This window comes from Vibrio sp. 2-Bac 85, assembly GCF_037546705.1.
Taxonomy (GTDB): Bacteria; Pseudomonadota; Gammaproteobacteria; order Enterobacterales; family Psychromonadaceae; genus Psychromonas.
This window is the reverse complement of the sequence record NZ_JALAAB010000003.1, coordinates 118,537-139,596: the sequence shown is the minus strand read 5'-3', so window position 1 is coordinate 139,596 and position 21,060 is coordinate 118,537. Positions and strand designations below refer to the sequence as shown.

Annotated in this window: 19 protein-coding genes; 1 reads left to right on the top strand and 18 read right to left on the bottom strand. The window is 39.1% G+C overall.

Annotation, left to right across the window (positions count from 1 at the left end):
* Nucleotides 1–30 precede the first annotated feature (30 nt).
* Nucleotides 31–447 carry a flagellar protein FlaG gene (locus MT390_RS05010; protein WP_499439927.1) on the bottom strand — a complete coding sequence of 139 codons (417 nt, stop codon included), beginning with the start codon at nucleotides 445–447 and terminating at the stop codon, nucleotides 31–33.
* An 88-nt stretch (nucleotides 448–535) separates the two neighbouring features.
* Nucleotides 536–2,638, bottom strand: coding sequence for a flagellin N-terminal helical domain-containing protein (locus MT390_RS05005; protein WP_499439925.1), 2,103 nt, complete (start codon nucleotides 2,636–2,638; stop codon nucleotides 536–538).
* A 1,156-nt stretch (nucleotides 2,639–3,794) separates the two neighbouring features.
* Between MT390_RS05005 and MT390_RS05000 the strand changes: the two genes are divergently transcribed.
* Entirely contained in the window at nucleotides 3,795–4,166 is a 372-nt protein-coding gene (locus MT390_RS05000; protein WP_499439924.1) for a GxxExxY protein, read from the top strand.
* 875 nt (nucleotides 4,167–5,041) lie between these two features.
* Here MT390_RS05000 and MT390_RS04995 read toward each other — a convergent pair.
* The 16 genes from MT390_RS04995 to MT390_RS04920 all read right to left on the bottom strand — a co-directional run bounded on the left by MT390_RS04995 (nucleotide 5,042) and on the right by MT390_RS04920 (nucleotide 21,035).
* Nucleotides 5,042–7,138: a flagellin N-terminal helical domain-containing protein gene (locus MT390_RS04995; RefSeq protein WP_499439923.1), complete on the bottom strand. Its 2,097-nt coding sequence runs from the start codon at nucleotides 7,136–7,138 to the stop codon at nucleotides 5,042–5,044.
* A gap of 771 nt (nucleotides 7,139–7,909) precedes the next feature.
* The gene (locus tag MT390_RS04990; RefSeq protein ID WP_299660195.1) at nucleotides 7,910–8,596 is read right to left on the bottom strand and encodes a MaoC family dehydratase; all 687 of its coding nucleotides are present in this window, start codon (nucleotides 8,594–8,596) and stop codon (nucleotides 7,910–7,912) included.
* A 30-nt stretch (nucleotides 8,597–8,626) separates the two neighbouring features.
* Nucleotides 8,627–9,331 carry an orotidine-5'-phosphate decarboxylase gene (pyrF, locus tag MT390_RS04985; protein ID WP_499439921.1) on the bottom strand — a complete coding sequence of 235 codons (705 nt, stop codon included), beginning with the start codon at nucleotides 9,329–9,331 and terminating at the stop codon, nucleotides 8,627–8,629.
* 108 nt (nucleotides 9,332–9,439) lie between these two features.
* Entirely contained in the window at nucleotides 9,440–10,612 is a 1,173-nt protein-coding gene (gene lapB / locus MT390_RS04980; protein WP_499439919.1) for a lipopolysaccharide assembly protein LapB, read from the bottom strand.
* 6 nt (nucleotides 10,613–10,618) lie between these two features.
* Nucleotides 10,619–10,906 carry a LapA family protein gene (locus MT390_RS04975; protein WP_166371888.1) on the bottom strand — a complete coding sequence of 96 codons (288 nt, stop codon included), beginning with the start codon at nucleotides 10,904–10,906 and terminating at the stop codon, nucleotides 10,619–10,621.
* Nucleotides 10,907–11,124: 218 nt separating this feature from the next.
* Nucleotides 11,125–11,412: an integration host factor subunit beta gene (ihfB, locus tag MT390_RS04970; RefSeq protein WP_028867438.1), complete on the bottom strand. Its 288-nt coding sequence runs from the start codon at nucleotides 11,410–11,412 to the stop codon at nucleotides 11,125–11,127.
* 83 nt (nucleotides 11,413–11,495) lie between these two features.
* Nucleotides 11,496–13,166 carry a 30S ribosomal protein S1 gene (rpsA, locus tag MT390_RS04965; protein ID WP_166371889.1) on the bottom strand — a complete coding sequence of 557 codons (1,671 nt, stop codon included), beginning with the start codon at nucleotides 13,164–13,166 and terminating at the stop codon, nucleotides 11,496–11,498.
* A gap of 102 nt (nucleotides 13,167–13,268) precedes the next feature.
* Nucleotides 13,269–13,955, bottom strand: a complete 687-nt coding sequence (gene cmk / locus MT390_RS04960; RefSeq protein WP_166371890.1) for a (d)CMP kinase — start codon at nucleotides 13,953–13,955, stop codon at nucleotides 13,269–13,271.
* A 211-nt stretch (nucleotides 13,956–14,166) separates the two neighbouring features.
* The gene (locus tag MT390_RS04955) at nucleotides 14,167–14,955 is read right to left on the bottom strand and encodes an MlaA family lipoprotein (RefSeq protein ID WP_166371891.1); all 789 of its coding nucleotides are present in this window, start codon (nucleotides 14,953–14,955) and stop codon (nucleotides 14,167–14,169) included.
* 279 nt (nucleotides 14,956–15,234) lie between these two features.
* Nucleotides 15,235–16,575, bottom strand: a complete 1,341-nt coding sequence (gene ccmI, locus MT390_RS04950) for a c-type cytochrome biogenesis protein CcmI (protein ID WP_499439917.1) — start codon at nucleotides 16,573–16,575, stop codon at nucleotides 15,235–15,237.
* Nucleotides 16,572–17,066 (bottom strand): cytochrome c-type biogenesis protein, encoded by a 495-nt coding sequence (locus MT390_RS04945; protein ID WP_499439915.1) that lies wholly within the window; start codon nucleotides 17,064–17,066, stop codon nucleotides 16,572–16,574. The genes ccmI and MT390_RS04945 overlap by 4 nt, the downstream gene beginning before the upstream one ends.
* A complete protein-coding gene (locus MT390_RS04940; RefSeq protein ID WP_166371894.1) occupies nucleotides 17,063–17,605 on the bottom strand; it encodes a DsbE family thiol:disulfide interchange protein in 543 nt (180 codons plus the stop codon). Before MT390_RS04940 ends, MT390_RS04945 begins: the two co-directional genes overlap by 4 nt.
* On the bottom strand, nucleotides 17,598–19,586 hold the full coding sequence (locus tag MT390_RS04935) for a heme lyase CcmF/NrfE family subunit (RefSeq protein ID WP_499439913.1): 1,989 nt from the start codon (nucleotides 19,584–19,586) through the stop codon (nucleotides 17,598–17,600). The genes MT390_RS04940 and MT390_RS04935 overlap by 8 nt, the downstream gene beginning before the upstream one ends.
* Nucleotides 19,587–19,598: 12 nt before the next feature.
* Nucleotides 19,599–20,069, bottom strand: a complete 471-nt coding sequence (gene ccmE, locus MT390_RS04930; RefSeq protein WP_028867431.1) for a cytochrome c maturation protein CcmE — start codon at nucleotides 20,067–20,069, stop codon at nucleotides 19,599–19,601.
* Nucleotides 20,066–20,272: a heme exporter protein CcmD gene (gene ccmD / locus MT390_RS04925; RefSeq protein WP_166371896.1), complete on the bottom strand. Its 207-nt coding sequence runs from the start codon at nucleotides 20,270–20,272 to the stop codon at nucleotides 20,066–20,068. The genes ccmE and ccmD overlap by 4 nt, the downstream gene beginning before the upstream one ends.
* Before the next feature lies 1 nt (nucleotide 20,273).
* Nucleotides 20,274–21,035, bottom strand: coding sequence for a heme ABC transporter permease (locus tag MT390_RS04920; RefSeq protein ID WP_166371897.1), 762 nt, complete (start codon nucleotides 21,033–21,035; stop codon nucleotides 20,274–20,276).
* Nucleotides 21,036–21,060 lie beyond the last annotated feature (25 nt).

Genomic DNA, 21,060 nt, shown 5'->3' with positions numbered 1-21,060 from the left:
GATACTGGCGTTAATATGACGCCCCCTCTGCTACACTTTTTTGTCGAACAATATCCCAGCGACATCATCCATTTTTTTAATTAATACAACCAACTCTTCCGATGGGATTTGACGAATCACTTCATCACTTTCAATATCTTTAACTGAGACTATGTCTCGCCCTAGGTCATCGTCAAAGCTGAAAGATAAGTTACGCTGCATGCTGGTCATAAAATCATTCATTTCATTTACGGCTTTTTCAGCTTCTTCTGCAGACACTTTTTTTTCTTGATGTACATTTTGAACCGGCGCGTTGTCAGTTACTTTTGTAGCAGCATCTGCGCTAAACGATGATTGACTAACATCATTAGTCGCATTAGTAATATTGTGTTGAGATGTATTTTTATCAGAGCTTGTATCAACACTCAACGAGCTAATGGATGCACTATTAACACTTAAATCAGGCATACTACCTCCTACTTTATTGTCTCTTTAATGGCAAAAAAGCCCCCTATGACTAGGGAGCTATATTATTTAACTAGCGACCCTTCGTTGATTAACCAAGAAGAGATAATACACTCTGTGCAGACGCATTAGCTTGCGACAACATTGACGTACCTGCTTGTTGTAATATCTGCGCTTTACTCATTTTAGACGTTTCAGTGGCAAAATCTGCATCTTGAATACGTGAGTTAGACGCTGATAAATTTTGTGTTACATTTTCTAAGTTAGAAATAGTAGAGCCTAAACGGTTTTGCACCGCACCAAGGTCCGCACGAGCAGATGAAATAGTGCTTAACGCTTTATCAATCATCTCTAAACTACGACCTGCATGCTCAGCAGTAGTAACATCAATGCCTAAGTCATCGGCTTTAGCACCACCTGTGGCAACTACACCTAATTTAGCGAGTGCATCTGTTTGACCTTGCACGCTATCAGCATCACTGGTGATAACGATTTCTGTACCTTCAGCAGCAGTTAAAACAAGTTTTTCTACTGCTGGATCTCCTTCTTCGTCCGCACCTACAGAAATATCTGAACCTGTAGGTGTTCCAAACTCAGTATTTAATGTGGTCAAAGTGGCATTAACAGGTGTACCTGTAAGTGAAAAAGCGGCTGGTGTTACATCACCAGCTATAACAGATGTCGCAGAAATACCATCTTCATCACTATTTACAGCAAAACTGTAATCGTCTCCAAATTGAGTGTTTAATGCATTGACTAAACTTGCTCTATCTGTAACGTCAGTAAGATCAACATCAACACCATCCATTTGAAGTGCGCTTACACTTCCAGCTGCAGCGGCTGCTATTTCAGCATTTAAGTTTGTAATTTGTGTATCTGAAATTTTAACGTCATTTACATCTGCAGTTGCATCCTTAAAATCAGAAGAAGCTGCAACGTCAGTCACTACAGTTGCTGTTACGCCTGTTTTTTCTGTCAGTGCATTAATGGCATCCGCTTTCTCAGTCATGGATGCACCAGTATAATCAGTTGTTGTACCTGTTACAGTTAACGCTTCACCGTTAATTGAAATTTGATCATCTTCGGTAAGATTAGAGGTACCACTAACATCAGCTCCTGTTAAACTACCTGCGCCATTAGTTTCGTTTAAACCAAACTCTGTTGTCGCACCTGTTACTTTAATTGGCTCATCTGTCGTGCTTGATAAAGCAACATAACCTTCATATGTGCCAGCCTCAAGACCAGAGCCTGCAATGTCGCCGCCGGATGCTACTGCAATAGTGATATTTTCGCCGGTATCATTTGTTAATTGCAATTGACCTTCAGAACTGATAGTTGCATTTACACCTGTCACTTCTTTATTGATGGTATCTTTTAAGTTCTCCATACTATTAGTAGAACCTAAGCTGACCTTGTCACCATTACCAACAGTGATTTCTAAACCATTAGTAACACCATCAACATCATCACCATTTGAACCTTCGATAGAGTTATAAGCATTAGCGGTGACATTAGTCTCACCTGATTTTTTATTAATCGCTTCGGCAATACCCGCTGCGCCTAATTTATTAGCGTTATCCACGGCACCAATATCGATATCATTAATTTGTACTGTTCCTGCCGTTATTTTTTCACCAGAAACTCGTCCACCATTTAAGTCGCCTTTAGTGACTCCGCCATCAATACCTAACGCGCCAGCAGATACATCGGCAATACTTACTTGCATAGTATTACCATTATTAGCACCAATTTGTAGTGTTATGTCTTCTGCAGAGCCATCCAACAGTTTAATACCATTAAACTCTGTTGCTTCAGAAATACGACCTAATTCAGAGTAAAGTTGGTCCACTTCAGTTTGGATAGACTGTCTGTTTTCAGATGAGTTAGTAGCATTAGCAGATTGCACAGAAAGTTCACGCATACGTTGTAGGATGTTAGTCATTTCATCCATTGAACCCTCAGCGGTTTGTGTCATTGACACACCATCATTGGCATTACGAACGGCTTGTGTATTACCTTTAATTTGTGATTGCATGCCGGTTGAGATAGCAAGACCTGCGGCATCATCTTTTGCGCTATTGATACGTAAGCCAGAAGATAAACGTTCCATTGCTTCATTTTGTGTTGCTTGTGATTTGCCTAATTGACGCTGAGCGTTGATTGACATTACATTTGTATTTACTACTGAGGCCATGATGTGCTCCTTGGTTATTTATTTCATTATTTATTTCTGATTCAATAAGTTGTTTTTAAAACTTTTAATCAGTTTGATTAAGTATGTAATTAGTATCGACCGCTTAAAAAATAACTTTAATGTTTTTGTTTAATTAAAAATTTTCTAGCTAAACGGTTCATTTTCAAAACAGTCGATGTTCGGACTTAATAACTTTATCGACCGACAAAACAATTACTTTAGGGGTAGATTAAAAAAAGGTCGTTTTATTTTTGAAAAGGATCTAAAGCCCTTAACCACCGAGGGTTTCTGGGGTGAAAATCAAAAGCATTAACCACAAAATTTTACGTGTAAAAGCCAGGTCAAGGTCAAAAGCTAATTAACCACGAAGGCACGAAGGGTGAAGAAGTAAGGTCAAAAACCTATAAAAATCTAATTAGGTTTTTCTTCATGTTCTTTGTGTGGCGATAGCTACTCTGTGGCCTTCCTTGGGAATCAAAGCCATTAACCACGAAATTATGGTTGTAAAGGTCAAGGTCAAGGTCAAGGTCAAGAGCAAATTAACCACGAAGGCACGAAGGGTGAAGAAGTAAGGTCAAAAACCTAAAAAATAATTTTATTAGGCTTTTCTTTGTGTTCTTTGTGTGGCGATAGCTACTCTGTGGACTTCCTTGGGAATTAAAGCGATTAACCACGAAATTATGGTTGTAAAGGTTAAGGTCAAGGTCAAGGTCAAGGTCAAGAGCAAATTAACCACGAAGGCACGAAGGGTGAAGAAGTAAGATCAAGACCTAAAATCTGAATACCCTTTTATTTATTTTTTAATCTTTTAACTTTTTTAAGGTTTTTCTTCGTGTCCTCTGTGCAGCGCAGCGGCTTCGTGGTTAATGGGATTTGCGGTTTCAAGGTCAAAAGCAATTAACCACGAAGGCACGAAGGGTGAAGAAGTAAGATCAAAACCTTAAAATACTTTATTGATTTTTAACCCTTTAACGTTTTTTAATTTTCTAAGGGTTTTCTTCGTGTCCTCTGTGCAGCGTAGCGGCTTCGTGGTTAATGGGTTTTACGGTTTTAGCTTTTTAAGTGTTTTCTTCATGTAAATGGATCTTTAGGTTAATGGTGGGATTAGCATTAGCTACCTACACTTATATTTACTTTAAATACGGAGGATATGAATATGGATTTTGATGATTTATCGTATCAAGTGATTGGATGTGCGATTGAGGTTCATAAACAATTAGGCCCAGGGTTACTGGAGTCTAGTTATGAAAAATGCCTAGCCTATGAATTATCATGCCTCAACATACCTTATCAACAACAGCTTACTTTACCCATCAAATATAAGACCATTGAAATTGATTGTGCTTATCGACTTGATTTAGTCATTGCGGGCAAGCTTATTGTCGAACTTAAAAGTGTTCAGCATTTAACTGCGATACATGAAGCTCAAATTATCACTTACATGAAGCTAGCCAATATACAAACAGGGTTATTAATCAATTTTAATACCGTTGCTTTGAAAAATGGTATTAAGCGATTTAAGCTTTAATTTATCTGCAATCGGATGACTCTGATATACCAAACCAAAAGCTATTAACCACGAAATTATGGGTGGTAAAGTTCAAGGTCAAGGTCAAGAGCTAATTAACCACGAAGGCACGAAGGGTGAAGAAGGAAGGTCAAAAACCTAAAACACTTTGTTTATTTTTTAATCTTTTAACCTCTTTAAGTCACTTCTTCGTGCCCTCTGTGCAGCGCAGCGGCTTCGTGGTTAATGGGGTTTGCGGTTTTAAGGTCAAAAGCGATTTAACCACGAAGGCACGAAGGGTGAAGAAGTAAGATCAAAACCATAAAACCTATTTTTGTTATTTAAGCTTTTTAACTTTTTTAAGGGTTTTCAATCTTTCTAAGGCTTTTCTTCGTGTTCTCTGTGCAGCGAAGCGGCTTCGTGGTTAATGGGTTTTGCGGTTTCAAGGTCAAAAGCAATTAACCACGAAGGCACGAAGGGTGAAGAAGTAAGATCAAGACCTAAAATCTGAATACCCTTTTATTTATTTTTTAATCTTTTAACTTTTTTAAGGTTTTTCAATCTTTCTAAGGGTTTTCTTCGTGCCCTCTGTGCAGCGGAGCGGCTTCGTGGTTAATGGGTTTTGTGGTTTTAAGGTCAAAACCTTAATATATTGTTTATTTTTAACCCTTTAATGTTTTTTAATTTTTTAAAGGTTTTCTTGCGGTTAATGATTAACGGCTTTGGTCGTAGTAACTAGAATAGAAAAAGGCAGCCTAGGCTGCCTTTAAATGGGTGGGAACTGAGGAGAAAATGAGAGTAAAAACCTGTAAGATATTCACCCATTTTACTTGTAATGATAAATCGAATTAATTAGGCAATAAATTGCCTTTATTAAACGAACTTATCAACTCACTTTATCCTTGCAGTAATGACAGTACGTTTTGTGTACTTGCATTCGCTTGCGATAACATTGAGGTACCTGCTTGTTGTAATATTTGTGCTTTACTCATTTTAGACGTTTCAGCGGCAAAATCTGCATCTTGAATACGTGAGTTAGACGCTGATAAATTTTGCGATACATTTTCTAAGTTAGAAATAGTGGAATCTAAACGGTTTTGCACCGCACCGAGGTCTGCACGAGCTGATGAAATAGTGCTTAACGCTTTATCAATCATCTCTAAACTACGACCTGCATGCTCAGCAGTAGTAACATCAATGCCTAAGTCATCGGCTTTAGCACCACCTGTGGCAACTACACCTAATTTAGCGAGTGCATCTGTTTGACCTTGCACGCTATCAGCATCACTGGTGATAACGATTTCTGTACCTTCAGCAGCAGTTAAAACAAGTTTTTCTACTGCTGGATCTCCTTCTTCGTCCGCACCTACAGAAATATCTGAACCTGTAGGTGTTCCAAACTCAGTATTTAATGTGGTCAAAGTGGCATTAACAGGTGTACCTGTAAGTGAAAAAGCGGCTGGTGTTACATCACCAGCTATAACAGATGTCGCAGAAATACCATCTTCATCACTATTTACAGCAAAACTGTAATCGTCTCCAAATTGAGTGTTTAATGCATTGACTAAACTTGCTCTATCTGTAACGTCAGTAAGATCAACATCAACACCATCCATTTGAAGTGCGCTTACACTTCCAGCTGCAGCGGCTGCTATTTCAGCATTTAAGTTTGTAATTTGTGTATCTGAAATTTTAACGTCATTTACATCTGCAGTTGCATCCTTAAAATCAGAAGAAGCTGCAACGTCAGTCACTACGGTTGCCGTTACACCTGTTTTTTCTGTCAGTGCATTAATGGCATCCGCTTTCTCAGTCATGGATGCACCAGTATAATCAGTTGTTGTTCCTGTTACGGTTAATGCTTCACCGTTAATTGAAATTTGATCATCTTCGGTAAGATTAGAGGTACCACTAACATTAGATCCTGTTAAACTACCTGCGCCATTAGTTTCGTTTAAACCAAACTCTGTTGTCGCACCTGTTACTTTAATTGGTTCATCTGTTGTACTTGATAGGGCAACATATCCTTCGTATTTACCGGCTCCAATACCTGAACCTGCAATATCTGCTCCGCCAATTTCAATCCTTTCACCGGTTGTATTTGTTAGCTGTAATTGCCCTTCAGAGCTAATAGTGGCTTGAACACCTGATACATCTTTATTTATAGTGTCTCTGAGGTTTTCCATACTATTGGTTGGGTTTAGGGTCACTGTAGCGCCTGTTCCAACAGTTATTTCTAAACCAACGGTCATACCGTCGGCATCGTCGCTTATTGCACCTTCTATAGAGTTATAAGCTTCAGCAGTTACATTTGTATCATTGGTTTTTTTATTAACCGCTTCAGCAATACCTGCCGCGCCTAATTTATTCGGGTTGTCCACCGCGCCGATATCAACGCCATTAATTTGTACGGTACCTTCAGCTATTGTTCCGTCAGCAACACGGTCACCGTTTAAATCACCTTTGGTCACTCCACCATCAATACCTAAGGCATGAGCGGTGACATCGGTAAAATTAACCTGCATGGTATCGCCATTATTTGCGCCAATTTGCAGTGTGACATTCTCTGAAGAACCATCTAGTAAATTAGTTCCATTAAACTGTGTCGATTCAGAAATACGTCCTAACTCAGCGTATAGTTGGTCCACTTCTGTTTGAATCGATTGTCTATTATCAGATGAATTAGTGGCATTGGCAGATTGTACTGACAATTCTCGCATACGTTGCAGTATGTTAGTCATTTCATCCATTGACCCTTCAGCAGTCTGAGCCATTGACACACCATCATTAGCATTACGAACCGCTTGATTCATGCCTTTAATTTGTGATTGCATTCCCGTAGAAATAGCAAGACCCGCCGCGTCATCTTTTGCACTGTTGATACGTAAACCAGAGGATAAACGCTCCATGGCTTCGTTTTGTGTGAGTTGGCTTTTATTTAATTGGCGTTGCGCATTTAGCGACATGATATTTGTATTAATTACCTGGGCCATAAATTACTCCTTTGTTCCTTTCAGTCCCTTATCGGGAAAATCGGCAAGATTTGTTCGTTTTGCCGTCAATTTTTACTCTCAAGGGTTATAAAGCGATTTTTATGCCAACTTTTATTTTAAATATTGCATCGAAAACATGAAAAATAAATTTATTTAATATTAATAACTTACAATCAAAACATTAAGTTATTAATATTAAATAAATACTCAATTCGGTGAAGATATTCAGAAAGTCAAAAAATCGAGGCGGTGTGTTGTTACCGCTACTAAAAATGACGCGACTGCTTGTAGCAGCTAAAAGTATAGAAATTTAAAGGGTGAATTAAAGAAGGGACAATGGAATTAGTGGAATATTATCAAACTACTTATGCGAATTCAGGAGTTCTATAAAGTCCGTGAGTATTAACAATAAGTATTAGTATCAATCACTGGCACTAGTGATAAATAGGCGAACTGAAACAAACAGATCTTCAATAGATCTTAGATAGCGGGAGTTTTAGGGGTTTCGTACGTTCTGAATGAATTGGGGCTGAGTGTAATCATATGTTTTTAATAAGTAATAAGTAATAAGTAATAAGTAATAAGTAATAAATAATAAATAATGATTAGCTTGTATAAGGTGGCAATAATGTCCTTTTATCCGCTTATTGTTTGAATTCAAGCGCTTTATAATCGAACTAAATTTAGATTTAGGCTCAGATAAGTAAGTGGTAACAATAACAAGTGTCAATTTATTGTAACCACTCAGTTTAGTTGGTCTTAGAAAACCAATTAGAAATAAACCCTGACCACGGAAACGGCCACACAACCTGGGCGGCGTGTACCTTGGATTTCTACAGAGATCTCTTTTTCGATCTCTAAACCGCGTTTGATCGGTGATACTTTAATTAAGCGGCTATGTGCACGGATCACACTACCGGTTTTCACTGGGTAAGGAAAACGTACTTGATTAAGTCCGTAATTCACTGTCATTTTTGCATTAGGGTACGCAGGACGACTGGCATCCACACTGTCAGTTAAATGCGGCAGTAAGGATAACGTCAAAAAACCGTGAGCAATGGTGGTTTTAAAGGGTGACTCTTTTTCAGCACGTTCTACATCATTATGTAACCATTGATGATCTTCAGTGACATGTGCAAATTGATCCACACGATCTTGAGTGATTGTTAGCCATTCACCAACGTGCACCTCTTCTCCGATTCTGGTTTGTAAACATAAAAACAATTCACGGGCTTCCGAGGAAACTTGTATTGGTTTTTGCGCTACTTTAACGGAGCGGCCATTCTCTAGTACTGAGTATTCCTTTACCCACGACAATAGCTGTTCACGATTTTGATGGGCGTTTTTCAAAAACAATGAATAATAATCACGTATTGCCGGTGACATCCATTGTTTGAAATCAAAAGCAATTTTTTGTATAAAATCTGCTTTGTATTTAGTTATATCTATTTTTTTCATAAAAACTGGCGATCCTTTAACGGAGCTTAATTAACCTAGCGATGCGTTAATTTCATTTAATACGGCAACGGGATCTTGCGCTTGAGTAATAGGACGTCCAATGACTAAATAGTCGGATCCACTGTCAATTGCCTGCTTTGGTGTTTTAATACGGCGTTGATCACCGGCTGCCGAGCCTGCTGGGCGAATACCCGGCGTGATCAATTTAAATGACTCGCCTAACAAGGCTTTTAACTGTTGTGCTTCGTGTGATGAACAAACTACGCCATCTAACCCTGATGATTTAGCTAATGTAGCAAGACGTATCACTTGCTCGGCAGGTGTTAACTCAATGCCTAGTTCTGCGAGGTCGCTTTGATCCATGCTGGTTAGTACAGTAACGGCAATTAATAGAGGTGCTTTATCACCGTAGGGTATCAATATTTCTTTTGCGGCTTCCATCATACGACGGCCACCACTGGCATGCACATTAACCATCCACACACCTAAGTCTGCGGCTGCTTTGACTGCTTTTGCGACTGTGTTAGGAATATCGTGAAACTTTAAATCTAAAAATACATCAAAGCCTTTAGCCACTACTAACTTAACAAATTCAGGCCCAAAGTGAGTAAACATCTCTTTACCAATCTTTAAGCGGCAAGTACTAGGATCAAGTTGCTCAATAAAAGCGAGTGCTTGTTGCTTGTTATCGTAATCTAATGCGATAACCACTTTAGGGTCGGTAAGCTGAGTCATTTTTATTCCTATATCAAACGGATGTAATTAAATATTTATAATGTGTGATTGTGAATTTACTTTGTGTGATCGTGAATGAAAGCGACGTGATTGTAAATGCACAATCGACTATTCGCCATCTAAACCTCGGATCGGTTTAATGCGTCCCCAGCTTTTACAAGATGGACACTGCCAGAATAGTTTTTTAGTGGAATAGCCACATTTTTGACAGCGATATTGAGAACGAGATTTAATTTGTTCACTGACTAAGGTATGCAGAAAGACTAAACTTTCTTTCTCATTATCTGACTGTGCTAATCGCAAGTGATAGGTCATTAAGTGATTAAAGCCTTTCATGGTCGGATTACGTCTTAGCTCTTGCAGCATAAATGCCTGGGCTTCTTCAACGCTTTTAAATTCCGCAATTAAGCTAGCTAGCAGGATAACCGCGCTTGCGCCTCCACCTAACCCAACAATGTGATACAAATAATCCATTAACGCTTGTTCTGTATGTAGCTCTTTGTGCAGCGCATATAACTTTTCTAATATCACTTCGGTAAAGTCGATATCTAATTCAGGCACACGTTGTAATACTTCTAAGGCTTTTTTCTGCTGGCGTTCTTGATCGTAATAATCGGCTATCGCGATACAAGCGCGTATACACTTAGGGTAAGTCACTAATGCTTTTTGATATAACTTGATGGCTTGCTTTTGTTGATCAGGCTTTTTCAATTGATCCGCTAAGCTGCAATACAGGTAAGATAAGGTTCTTGGTTTGGCTTTATCTTGGCCCATTTTATTTAACTGTTCGGTACAGTTAATCGCCTCTTGCCAATCTTTTAGTTGTTGGTAGATAAGTAATAGGTTTTCTAGCGCAACTTGTCTGTACTCAGGAGATTCCTTGAGTTGAATAAAGGTTTCTTCACTGCGGTCAAATAAACCCGCTTGATAGAAGTCTTTACCCAATTGCAACATAGCGAGGTCGCGTTGCTCAAGTGTTAAGTTAGGACGTGCAATTAAGTTTTGATGAATACGGATCGCACGGTCGACTTCGCCATTTTGACGAAATAGATTGCCTAGAGCGAGGTGTGTTTCAATAGTTTCATCATCAACATCTAACAATGCAATAAAATGATCAACGGCTTTGTCGGGTTGTTCATTTAATAAAAAATTTAAGCCTTGAACATAATCACGGCTTAATTTATTGCCTTTCTGCTGTTTTTTCTGATAAACGCTGCGCACGCCCATGTACCAACCATAAAAGGCAGCCACGGGCAGTAAGAGAAAGAATATTTCTTGCACTAAGAATTAATCTTTTTCAATATTGGCGCGCAAATCATTCAGCTCTCTACGTTGTTTAACGGTTAATTTACGTAGCTGACGAGCCTTCATTTTTAATGCTAAATAAAAGTAGCTAGCAATAAATATCGCCATTGAAAAACCCATTGAGAAAACAATCGCTAATAATGTTGATAAGCGTAATTCATTTTGCGCAATGAGATAATTTAAGGTGACGAGTTGTTGGTTTTTTAAACCTATTACAATCACAATAATAAAAAATACCACTGTGATTAATATAGTTAGAAAGCGTTTCATACTGATACCCACACAAGAATAAGAAGTGATGAGTGTATTATAAATCAAGCAGGGAATAAATCATTGATATGATTCCTTTGCTATTATCCTCTAGGATATTGATCAAATTAATACTATTAGGGATGAAATGGTGACAGAAGTGGACTTTAAAAAAGATTGGAAGCAATTAAGAAGAAATAATAGACAAAAAAAATGGTGCTTTTCAGCACCATTTTTATTTAGGCATTTATTGCATTAACACGTTCTCTCAATGCTTTACCCGGTTTGAAGTGAGGAACATACTTCCCACCTAGTTCAACCTTATCCCCTGTTTTAGGGTTACGGCCAATGCGTGGAGCACGGTAATGTAAAGAAAAACTACCAAAGCCTCTGACTTCAATACGCTCGCCTGAGGCAAGGGAATTGGTCATCAACATTAATGTTTCTTTAACACTATCTTCAACTTCTTTAACCGACAATTGAAAGTGTTTGCTGGTTAGCCTTTCGATCAAATCAGACTTAGTCATAACTTACCTCGTATTATGTGAATACAAATTAAAAAAGACACCAGTTAATGCTATTAAAGGTGGCTGTTGCCAGCCACTTTTAATTATTTGCCTTTAGCAGCGTTAAACGCGTCAAGCATTGCATTACCCATGCTTGCTTCATCTTGTTGCTTCAAGCTATCGATAGCATCTTTCTCATCTGCTTCATCTTTAGCTTTGATAGACAAGCTGATTACGCGGTTTTTACGATCAACACCAACGTATTTAGCTTCAACAGATTCGCCAGCTTTTAATACTGTAGATGCATCTTCGATACGATCACGTGAGATATCTGCAACACGGATGTAACCTTCAACGCCTTCAGTAAGAGTAACTGTAGCACCCTTAGCATCAACTTCAGAAATAGTACCAGTAACAATAGTTCCTTTCTTGAATTCTGCTAAGTAATTGTTGAATGGGTCAGCAGCAATTTGTTTGATACCTAGAGAGATACGTTCGCGCTCTGGGTCAACTTGTAATACAACAGCTTCGATTTCGTCGCCTTTTTTGTAGTCAAGTACTGCTTTTTCGCCTTCAACTTCCCAGCTAATGTCAGAAAGGTGAACTAGACCGTCGATGTTGCCGTCAAGACCGATGAAGATACCGAAGTCAGTGATAGATTTAATCTTACCAGAAACTTTTTGGCCTTTATCGTGTGTTGAAGAGAACTCTTCCCACGGGTTAGCTTTACATTGTTTAAGGCCTAGAGAAATACGACGACGTTCTTCGTCGATGTCTAGAACCATAACTTCAGCCATATCGCCTAAGTTAACAACTTTAGATGGGTGGATGTTTTTATTAGTCCAATCCATTTCAGAAACGTGAACAAGACCTTCTACGCCTTCTTCAATTTCTACGAAACAACCGTAATCAGTTAAGTTTGTAACTTTACCAGTTAGACGAGTTGATTCAGGGTAACGCTTAGCGATTGCAACCCATGGATCTTCACCTAATTGCTTAAGACCTAGTGATACACGAGTACGCTCACGGTCAAACTTAAGGATTTTAACGTTGATTTCTTCACCAACAGTTACGATTTCGCTTGGGTGTTTAACACGTTTCCAAGCCATATCAGTGATATGTAGTAGGCCGTCTACGCCGCCTAAGTCTACGAATGCACCGTAGTCAGTAAGGTTCTTAACGATACCTTTAACTTCTTGACCTTCTTGAAGGTTCTCAAGAAGCTCATCACGTTCAACACTGTTTTCAGTTTCGATAACAGCACGACGAGATACAACAACATTGTTGCGTTTTTGGTCTAGCTTGATCACTTTGAATTCAATATCTTTGTTTTCAAGGTGAGCAGTGTCACGTACCGGACGTACGTCAACTAATGAGCCAGGTAGGAAAGCACGGATACCGTTTAATTCAACAGTGAAACCACCTTTAACTTTACCGTTGATAACACCGATAACAGTTTCTTGGTCTTCGTACGCTTTTTCTAACTGGATCCAAGCTTCGTGACGTTTAGCTTTTTCGCGAGAAAGTTTAGTTTCACCGAAACCATCTTCTACAGCGTCTAGAGCTACATCACAAACATCGCCAACTTCAACTTCAATTTCGCCAGCAGCGTTCTTGAATTCTTCAACTGGGATAGCAGCTTCAGATTTAAGACCAGCATCAACGAATACTAAATTATTGCTAATACGTACGATTGTACCTTTAACAATTGTTCCTGGGCGAGTTTCTACTTGTTGAAGAGATTCTTCAAATAGTTCAGCAAAAGATTCCATCATCTATTTATTCACACTTATTTTATACAACCACATACAATCCATTCGTACGGGAGGCAAGAGAGTTACCACTTCATCCATAAAGTAGTATTAGTAAACAACTGATTATTCAGTTGAAATTTTTAATTTAAGTTCAGTTAAGGTTAATACTTTGTCTACAACTTGATCAATCGTTAATGTCGTTGAGTCAATAACCAATGCATCATCAGCAGGTCGTAATGGAGCAACAGCTCGGTTACGATCTCGATAATCACGCTCTTTAATCTCGCTTAAAATTTGCGCGATGCTAACATTAAAGCCCTTATCTTGCAACTGATTAAAACGGCGTTGGGCTCGCTCCTCGGCGCTTGCATCTAGGAATATCTTGACCTTAGCCTCTGGAAATACCACTGTGCCCATGTCTCGGCCATCGGCAATTAAACCAGGTTGCTGTAAGAATGCTTTTTGACGTGCTAGCAAGGCTGATCGTACCAGCTCAATAGAAGCGACCTCCGATGCAGCTTGCGCAACCACTTCAGTGCGTAACTTATCACCGACATTTTCATCGTTTAATAAGGTATCTACACCGCTACCATTAGAGACAAATGAAACATCTAATGTTAACGCTAAATCTGCTAATGCTTGAGCATCGTTTAGTGCGACTTTTTGTTGTAATGCGGCGTAAGCTAAAATACGATAAAGCGCTCCACTGTCTAATAAATGCCATCCTAGCTTTTTCGCTAAAATGTGACATACGGTCCCTTTACCTGAACCACTTGGTCCATCAATGGTAATTAAATTTTCAACTGACATATCGACCCCGAGTCTTTGATTAAATTAGTTTTTAGTCTTTTTTTATTTATATTGCTAGTACTTATATTACTAGTATTTATATTGTTTTTGCTGTGCTGTAACAACTCATTTAAGTGCTTGATCAAATATTGTCAGGAGCAAAGGTTGCCAAGAACAATCAAGCAATGAATTGTAACCAAGAAGCATGATCTGCTATTAGGTTGCACGGCTATTAATCAATTTCATCTAGGAAATCATTCAGCTCTTGTTCTGTTTGTTTTTGTGAACGTTGTGATTTTTGCTGTTGCAGTTTGATAAATTCATCCGAGCTCGCTCCCTGCGAATAAAATTTAAAGGCTTCGTATTGTATGTAAGCTTCTTTCACAAATGTATAAGGGTCTAGAGATTGATCGATTAACGCTTCTTGACCTAATAACCCTTCGCGCACGTCTAAGCCATTTAAACCCCATACCACGCCTGATTGCCATAAATTCAAATAGCTCATTGGAAAGTACAACCCATCCACTACATTGCCCACTAATATTCTGGTACTACGCGGTCCAATCACGGGCACCATAAGATACGGGCCGTGCGGCACTGACCAATGCCCTAATACATTACCAAAACTTTCTCGACGGCGTTCGATGCCACCGTACTTAGCGATATCAAATAAGCCTAGCAAGCCAAACGTTGAATTAAAGGTAAAGCGGAAAAAGGCATTGGTAGCCTGTTTAAACTCTAACTGTAATAAGTTATTCACAATGTTTGAGGGTTCGTCTAAGTTAAGCACCATGTTATTCAGCGCCGTTCTGCCGCCGTCGGGCACCCAATCAACATAGGTTTCAGTAACGGGTCTATAAATGTAACCATCTAAAACATAATAGTTAAAATCCCACACCAAGCGATTGACTGGTTCAATAGGGTCACTCATATAAGTTTCTTTGTCGCCCTGCACGCTTTGCGCATACACAGTGTTGCTAGCTAAAAACACCAGAGAAAGTAGAAAAGAACGTTTAAGCATATGCTGTACCTTGCGACAAATTAAGTAAGAGATAACTTATTATAAGAAATAACTTCTTGTAAGAAATAACTAAGTACCCACTTTATTGAGGTTAAAAGTTAAGTCTTATGAATAGCCAACAGATAACAGTATGTAATGAATACTGTTATCTGTTGACGTTAATTGCTTATTTTAGACTGTTATTAAGTTATCGGTAATTAAAGTAACTGTTATTAAAGTAACTGCTATTAAAGCACCAGTATAAATCATCAACTATAAAGGACCGATAAATGTGAGCGATCAAGATTGTTGATTGATCTCGATATTAACCGCCGCTTTCTGACCTGCTTTTATAACCTGACTTACACCAGACCACTGTCCGTTAGTTTTATTTACGGTGCCATCGGCAGAAATACGCGCTTTGATAATAAACTGTTTATGATCACTTAATTTAATACCTTGCATCATGGCATTAGCATCGGATAAAACAACCTTCACAGGAAATTCATTAACCGGTAACTTAACTGCCGCAATCGGCATAGCCGGACCATTCACCGCCTGTGCATAAACAAATAATGTACTGTTTTCAGTATAACTAACTTGTTGTGCAACAGTAATATTAACTTGGTAAGCAGCACCTACTACAGCAGGCGAAGCTTGTGCCTTTGCAGTCTCTTGATTTGTGTTCAGCTTCTGCTCACTATCAACACCCTCTGCTTGCGTACCAGTAGCAGCGGCTTGTTCTGACTGTTGCTGTGCTAATTGTTGCTGTGCTAATTGCTTTTTGGCGTAATCAATACTGTTACTCAGCATGATCGCTTTTTCGCTTTTAGGATCAACTAAACTCAACATTTTTTGCCAACGCTCAACTGCTCCTGCAAAGTTTTCCTGTTGCAGCGCCATAAAGCCGTACATTGACCATGCATCGTAATTATCAGGGTACCTTTGTAAGAAGTTTTTAAGCATTAAAGGAGCCGTTGCTTTTGAATACTCATCACCAATTTTCATTTTTAGTTCAATGTATTCTAATTCTATCTCAGGATTTTCTGGCGCAACATCTACTGCCTTTTTAATGGCATCTAACGCTAACTCTTTATCCTTAAAAACACGGCCTAAGCGGCTGTATAAAACCCAACCTTCGGCATCATTGGGTTGATTAGCTAAATGTGTGCGTAGCCCTAACATTAAATCTTGTAATTCTTGCTCGTTAGGTCGCGCATCATTTTCTTCAAATAATTTTTTATGTATTTCAGGGTAACGCTGTAACGTCTGCTGCCAGTTGTTCACTTCTTGAAACGCACCGACTGACCAATACAAAGCAACCGTGGCTAAAACAAGAAACACAACCCCAGGTACCCAAATACGTTGTGCATTATTTTGCTTACTTTGCTTATCTTCATCGATATCATCGAGTAGGTTATATTGCAGCTCAGCCACCATCGCTTCTTTATCAACCACTACACCTTGACTAAGATCGTCTTCAACTTCTTTTAAACGAATATCGTAAAGCTCATGGTTAAGCTGATTACGGCGATCTTCATTTCCACGATGCTGCGCTTTGTCACGAACAAAATGGGTTACCATCACCACACTAAATACCAGCAGTAATAACAATGCGGCAATAACAAACTGTAAAATCATGATTTTGTATCCTTAGCATGCTGTTTTAATAGCTGCTGTAACTTTTGCTGTTCTTGATCGTCTAAATTGTCTTCTTTTGTCGGCTGTTTTTTAATTTGTCTAATTAATACTAATAAACCAAATACAACAAACAACAGTGGCCCTAACCAAAGAAATATAGTCGCAGGTGTAACAGGCGGATCATAACGCACAAAATTGCCAAATCGCGCTACCATATAGTCCACAACTTGATCTTTGCTTTGCCCTTGTTTGACTAACTCATAGGTTTTATTACGTAAATCCTTTGCTAATTCAGCATTAGAGTCGGCAATGTTTTGATTTTGACATTTAGGACAACGCAATAATTTAGTTAATTCGTGAAAGGTTTTTTCTTGCTGCGCATTTTCAAACTCAAATGTATCAATAGCCGCTTGACTGGCATGAGAGAATAAAATCATGCAAGCCGCTAGCAATAAAGGGATCAATGTATTTACTTTATTTAATTGAATCATTGCATATCCTCATAAATAGCCAGCAGTTTATCGTTCCATACTTTGTCGTTTAAGTCGCCCACATGACGATATTGAATGATGCCATTACTATCAATAAAAAAGGTTTCAGGTGCGCCATAAACGCCCAAATCCATGCCTAACATGCCACTTTTATCAAACAGGCTAATTTTGTAAGGGTCATTTAAGTCTTTTAACCAACGAATCGCTTTTTTACGATCATCTTTATAATTCATCCCAACGATATACAAACCTTGTTTGGCTAATTTATTAAGATAGGTATGCTCCGCATAACAAGTGGGGCACCATGTAGCCCAAACATTAAGCAACATTTTCTGACCTTTAAAGATACTCGCATCATATTGTTTATCTGCATCGTAGATATCTTGCAACGTAAACGCAGGCACAGCTTGCCCGACTAAAGCAGAGTCCAATTTGCTGGGATCACTGCCTTTTAATAACGGTGTTGCTAAGAAAACAGCGCCAATGATAAATATAATAAAGGGCACTAATAAGGTTAATACGCGACGTTTATTAAGCATCGGCTCCTCCTGCTGGTGCTGGTTTATTTTCACTATCCACAACGTTGTCTTTTTTGCTTCGGTAACGACGGTCACAGAGCATTAACAAACCACCAAATGCCATCAATAATGGTCCTAACCAGATCCAACGAATAAAAGGTTTGTAATAGATACGCACTGCCCATGCACCATCGGGTAACATTTCACCCATGGCAATATACAAATCACGCGTGAAACCAGCATTGATTGCAGCTTCCGTCATTGGCATACGCTGTACCGTATAGATACGTTTTTCAGCTTCCATCACAGCAATGGTTTTTTGATCTTTTTTCACCGTAAATACACCCACAGTGGCAGTATAGTTTTGCCCATTATGTGGTTTAACTTGATCAAAATGAAAATCATAATGCTCAAAGGCAATATGTTGACCTACAGCTAATTTGACATCTTTTTCGATTGAATAATTTTGTGTCATGGTAATACCGATAATCATCACCGCTAAACCAAAATGACCAAAACTCATCGCCCAATGACTGTTGCCTAACTTCATGACTCCTTTGCTAAAGCTATGACGATGTGTTGAACGCAAATAAATTTCATAGATCACACCAACGATGATCCAAAATCCTAAAAACGTCCCCATTACCGCTAACCAAGTCAACGAAGGTGCAAAGGTAAACAGAAATACAACCGTCGATAACACACTTAAAATAAGGATCATCGTTAGCGGTTTTTTCAGGTCATTAAGTTGCTGACGTTTCCAACGGAATAATGAACCGACACCCACAAATAAAGCAAAAGGCACAATAATAATGGTGAACATACGATTAAAGAAAGGTTCGCCGATAGAGATACTACCAAGCCCAATTTCTTTATGTACTAAAGGTAACAAGGTCCCTAATAACACCACGATTAAAGCAGCGATTAACAGTATATTATTAATCAGTAATACACTTTCACGCGAGACTAACTGGTAACGACCACGGCTTTTCACTTTTGATGCTTGAATTGCATACAATAATAACGAGCCGCCAATCACTAATACCAAGAAACCTAAAATAAATAGACCACGTGTAGGATCACTAGCAAAAGCATGTACCGAGACCAACACACCAGAACGCACTAAAAATGTACCTAATAAACTTAAAGAGAAAGCGCTTAAGGCTAGTAGCACTGTCCATGATTTGAACACACCACGTTTTTCACTAACCGCGAGAGAATGGATCAATGCAGTACCCGCTAACCATGGCATAAATGATGCATTTTCTACTGGATCCCAAAACCACCAGCCGCCCCAACCTAGTTCGTAATAAGCCCACCAGCTACCTAATGCGATACCAACGGTTAAAAACATCCATGCAGCCATTGTCCAAGGACGAGACCATTTTGCCCAAGCACTATCTAAGCGCCCTTCTAACAAAGCGGCAATGGCAAAAGCAAAGGCAACAGAAAAACCCACATACCCCATATAAAGCATAGGTGGATGTATGACTAAGCCAAAATCCTGTAACAAAGGGTTTAAATCACGGCCATCGATGGGGAAATAAGGCAAGGTTCGATCAAATGGATTCGAGGTTAAAATAACAAATAAGTAAAATCCAAAGGCCAGTAAACCTAATACCGCTAGCACTCGAGCCACCGACTCAATCGGCAAACGTTTACTCATTAAAGCAACCGCTATACTCCAAGTCGATAGTAAAAAGACCCACAATAATAAAGAACCTTCATGTGCGCCCCATACCGCAGATAAACGGTAGTACCAAGGTAAGGCTGAATTAGAGTTAGTCGCAATATAACCAATGGTAAAATCATTGATTAAAAAAGAGTAACTTAAAATAACAAAGGAAGTGGCGACGGCTACAAATTGTAAAATAGTAAATATTTTAGCACTACGAATAGCACCTTGGTGCCCCGTATGAACACCGTAAAGTGGATACACAGTTTGTAGCAATGACAGTATACATGCCAAGATTAAGGAAAATTGGCCAATTTCAGGAAGCATTAATCTAACCCTTTAGTTTGATTGTTGTGTTTTTAAATGATCCATACCCTTTAGCGCATCAGCAACTTCAGGTGGCATGTATTCCTCATCGTGCTTAGCTAAGACTTCAAAAGCATCAATAGCATTACGTGATTTTAACACTCCCTGTGCCACGATCCCCTGACCTTCACGGAAAAGATCCGGTAAAATTCCATCAAAATAAACAGTGACTTGACCTGCTTTATTATCAATCAGATCAAAACTCACTTTCAAGCTTTCTGGATCGCGTTGTACGGAACCATTTAAGACCATACCACCAACGCGTAAGCGCTGACCGACTTCTGGTTTGATACCCGTTTCGTTTTTACCATTAATGATTTCATCGGGTGTATAAAACAGATCAATATTTTGCTGTAGTGCAAATAACGTCAAACCAATTGCGACAGACAACCCAACAATTAATGAAGAGGTGATTAATAAGCGCTTTTTACGTCTTGGATTCATAGGGTGCCTTCTCTATTTTCAGCTGCTTTAATACGTTGTTCACGCAGTAGGCGTTGTTCAACATGCTTGAATATTTTTTTACGCTTGGTCACTGTGCTAATAACTAATAACAAAACACTGAGTAGTGACACGCCATAAGCTAACCAAACATAAAAACTATAACCGCCCATGGCGATAAAATCGGACCAGGATGCAAATGCCATATTAACCTCGTTTATTAACTGAAGAGCTGGATTGCTGTACTAATGCTATCACCCATGGGCGATGGCTTTCTCTTTGCAATATTTCATTACGGAAACGATATAACACCATGAATCCTAAGAAGGCTGCAAAGCTGACAATCATGATCAGTAGTGGAACCAACATGTCGGTTGCCATGGAAGGCTGATCAAACTTAGTGATGGTTGCTCCTTGATGCAAAGTATTCCACCATACCACTGAGAAATGAATAATAGGCAGATTGATCACACCTACCAAGGTTAAAATAGAGGCTGCACGACCTGCTAACACTTTGTCTGAGAAAGCGTTGTATAAAGCAATAATGCCTAGGTATACAAATAACAAAATCAACTCTGAGGTTAATCGTGCATCCCAAACCCACCAAGCACCCCACATAGGTTTACCCCATGCGGCGCCAGTAAATAGAGCGATAAAAGTATAAACAGCACCAATCGGTGCGGTCGCTGCAACGGTCATCTCCGCTAAACGAATTTGCCATACTAAGCCAATAAAAGCGGCAATAGCCATAGTCGAGTATGCGCCCATCGCCATCATCGCTGCGGGTACATGTATGTAGATAATTCTAAAGCTATCACCCTGTTGATAATCCGCTGGTGCAAATGCTAAGCCCCATATTATGCCCACTACAAAAGTAGGCAATGCAACGGCCAAAAACCACGGCATTAACTTACCGGATAATGCATAACTTTTTTCCGCTTTTGCATAGGGGTGTAACCATTTCCACATAATCGAATCTCTATCTTGATCTTTA

What these genes read in the sequence shown, in the direction of transcription:
- rpsA (WP_166371889.1), bottom strand. Translation starts at nt 13,166, where the DNA reads ATGATGGAATCTTTTGCTGAACTATTTGAAGAATCTCTTCAACAAGTA.
- cmk (WP_166371890.1), bottom strand. Translation starts at nt 13,955, where the DNA reads ATGTCAGTTGAAAATTTAATTACCATTGATGGACCAAGTGGTTCAGGT.
- ccmE (WP_028867431.1), bottom strand. Translation starts at nt 20,069, where the DNA reads ATGAATCCAAGACGTAAAAAGCGCTTATTAATCACCTCTTCATTAATT.
- ccmD (WP_166371896.1), bottom strand. Translation starts at nt 20,272, where the DNA reads ATGGCATTTGCATCCTGGTCCGATTTTATCGCCATGGGCGGTTATAGT.
- MT390_RS04920 (WP_166371897.1), bottom strand. Translation starts at nt 21,035, where the DNA reads ATGTGGAAATGGTTACACCCCTATGCAAAAGCGGAAAAAAGTTATGCA.
- MT390_RS05005 (WP_499439925.1), bottom strand. Translation starts at nt 2,638, where the DNA reads ATGGCCTCAGTAGTAAATACAAATGTAATGTCAATCAACGCTCAGCGT.
- ccmI (WP_499439917.1), bottom strand. Translation starts at nt 16,575, where the DNA reads ATGATTTTACAGTTTGTTATTGCCGCATTGTTATTACTGCTGGTATTT.
- MT390_RS04935 (WP_499439913.1), bottom strand. Translation starts at nt 19,586, where the DNA reads ATGCTTCCTGAAATTGGCCAATTTTCCTTAATCTTGGCATGTATACTG.
- MT390_RS04945 (WP_499439915.1), bottom strand. Translation starts at nt 17,066, where the DNA reads ATGATTCAATTAAATAAAGTAAATACATTGATCCCTTTATTGCTAGCG.
- MT390_RS05010 (WP_499439927.1), bottom strand. Translation starts at nt 447, where the DNA reads ATGCCTGATTTAAGTGTTAATAGTGCATCCATTAGCTCGTTGAGTGTT.
- MT390_RS04975 (WP_166371888.1), bottom strand. Translation starts at nt 10,906, where the DNA reads ATGAAACGCTTTCTAACTATATTAATCACAGTGGTATTTTTTATTATT.
- ihfB (WP_028867438.1), bottom strand. Translation starts at nt 11,412, where the DNA reads ATGACTAAGTCTGATTTGATCGAAAGGCTAACCAGCAAACACTTTCAA.
- MT390_RS05000 (WP_499439924.1), top strand. Translation starts at nt 3,795, where the DNA reads ATGGATTTTGATGATTTATCGTATCAAGTGATTGGATGTGCGATTGAG.
- MT390_RS04990 (WP_299660195.1), bottom strand. Translation starts at nt 8,596, where the DNA reads ATGAAAAAAATAGATATAACTAAATACAAAGCAGATTTTATACAAAAA.
- MT390_RS04940 (WP_166371894.1), bottom strand. Translation starts at nt 17,605, where the DNA reads ATGCTTAATAAACGTCGCGTATTAACCTTATTAGTGCCCTTTATTATA.
- pyrF (WP_499439921.1), bottom strand. Translation starts at nt 9,331, where the DNA reads ATGACTCAGCTTACCGACCCTAAAGTGGTTATCGCATTAGATTACGAT.
- MT390_RS04955 (WP_166371891.1), bottom strand. Translation starts at nt 14,955, where the DNA reads ATGCTTAAACGTTCTTTTCTACTTTCTCTGGTGTTTTTAGCTAGCAAC.
- MT390_RS04995 (WP_499439923.1), bottom strand. Translation starts at nt 7,138, where the DNA reads ATGGCCCAGGTAATTAATACAAATATCATGTCGCTAAATGCGCAACGC.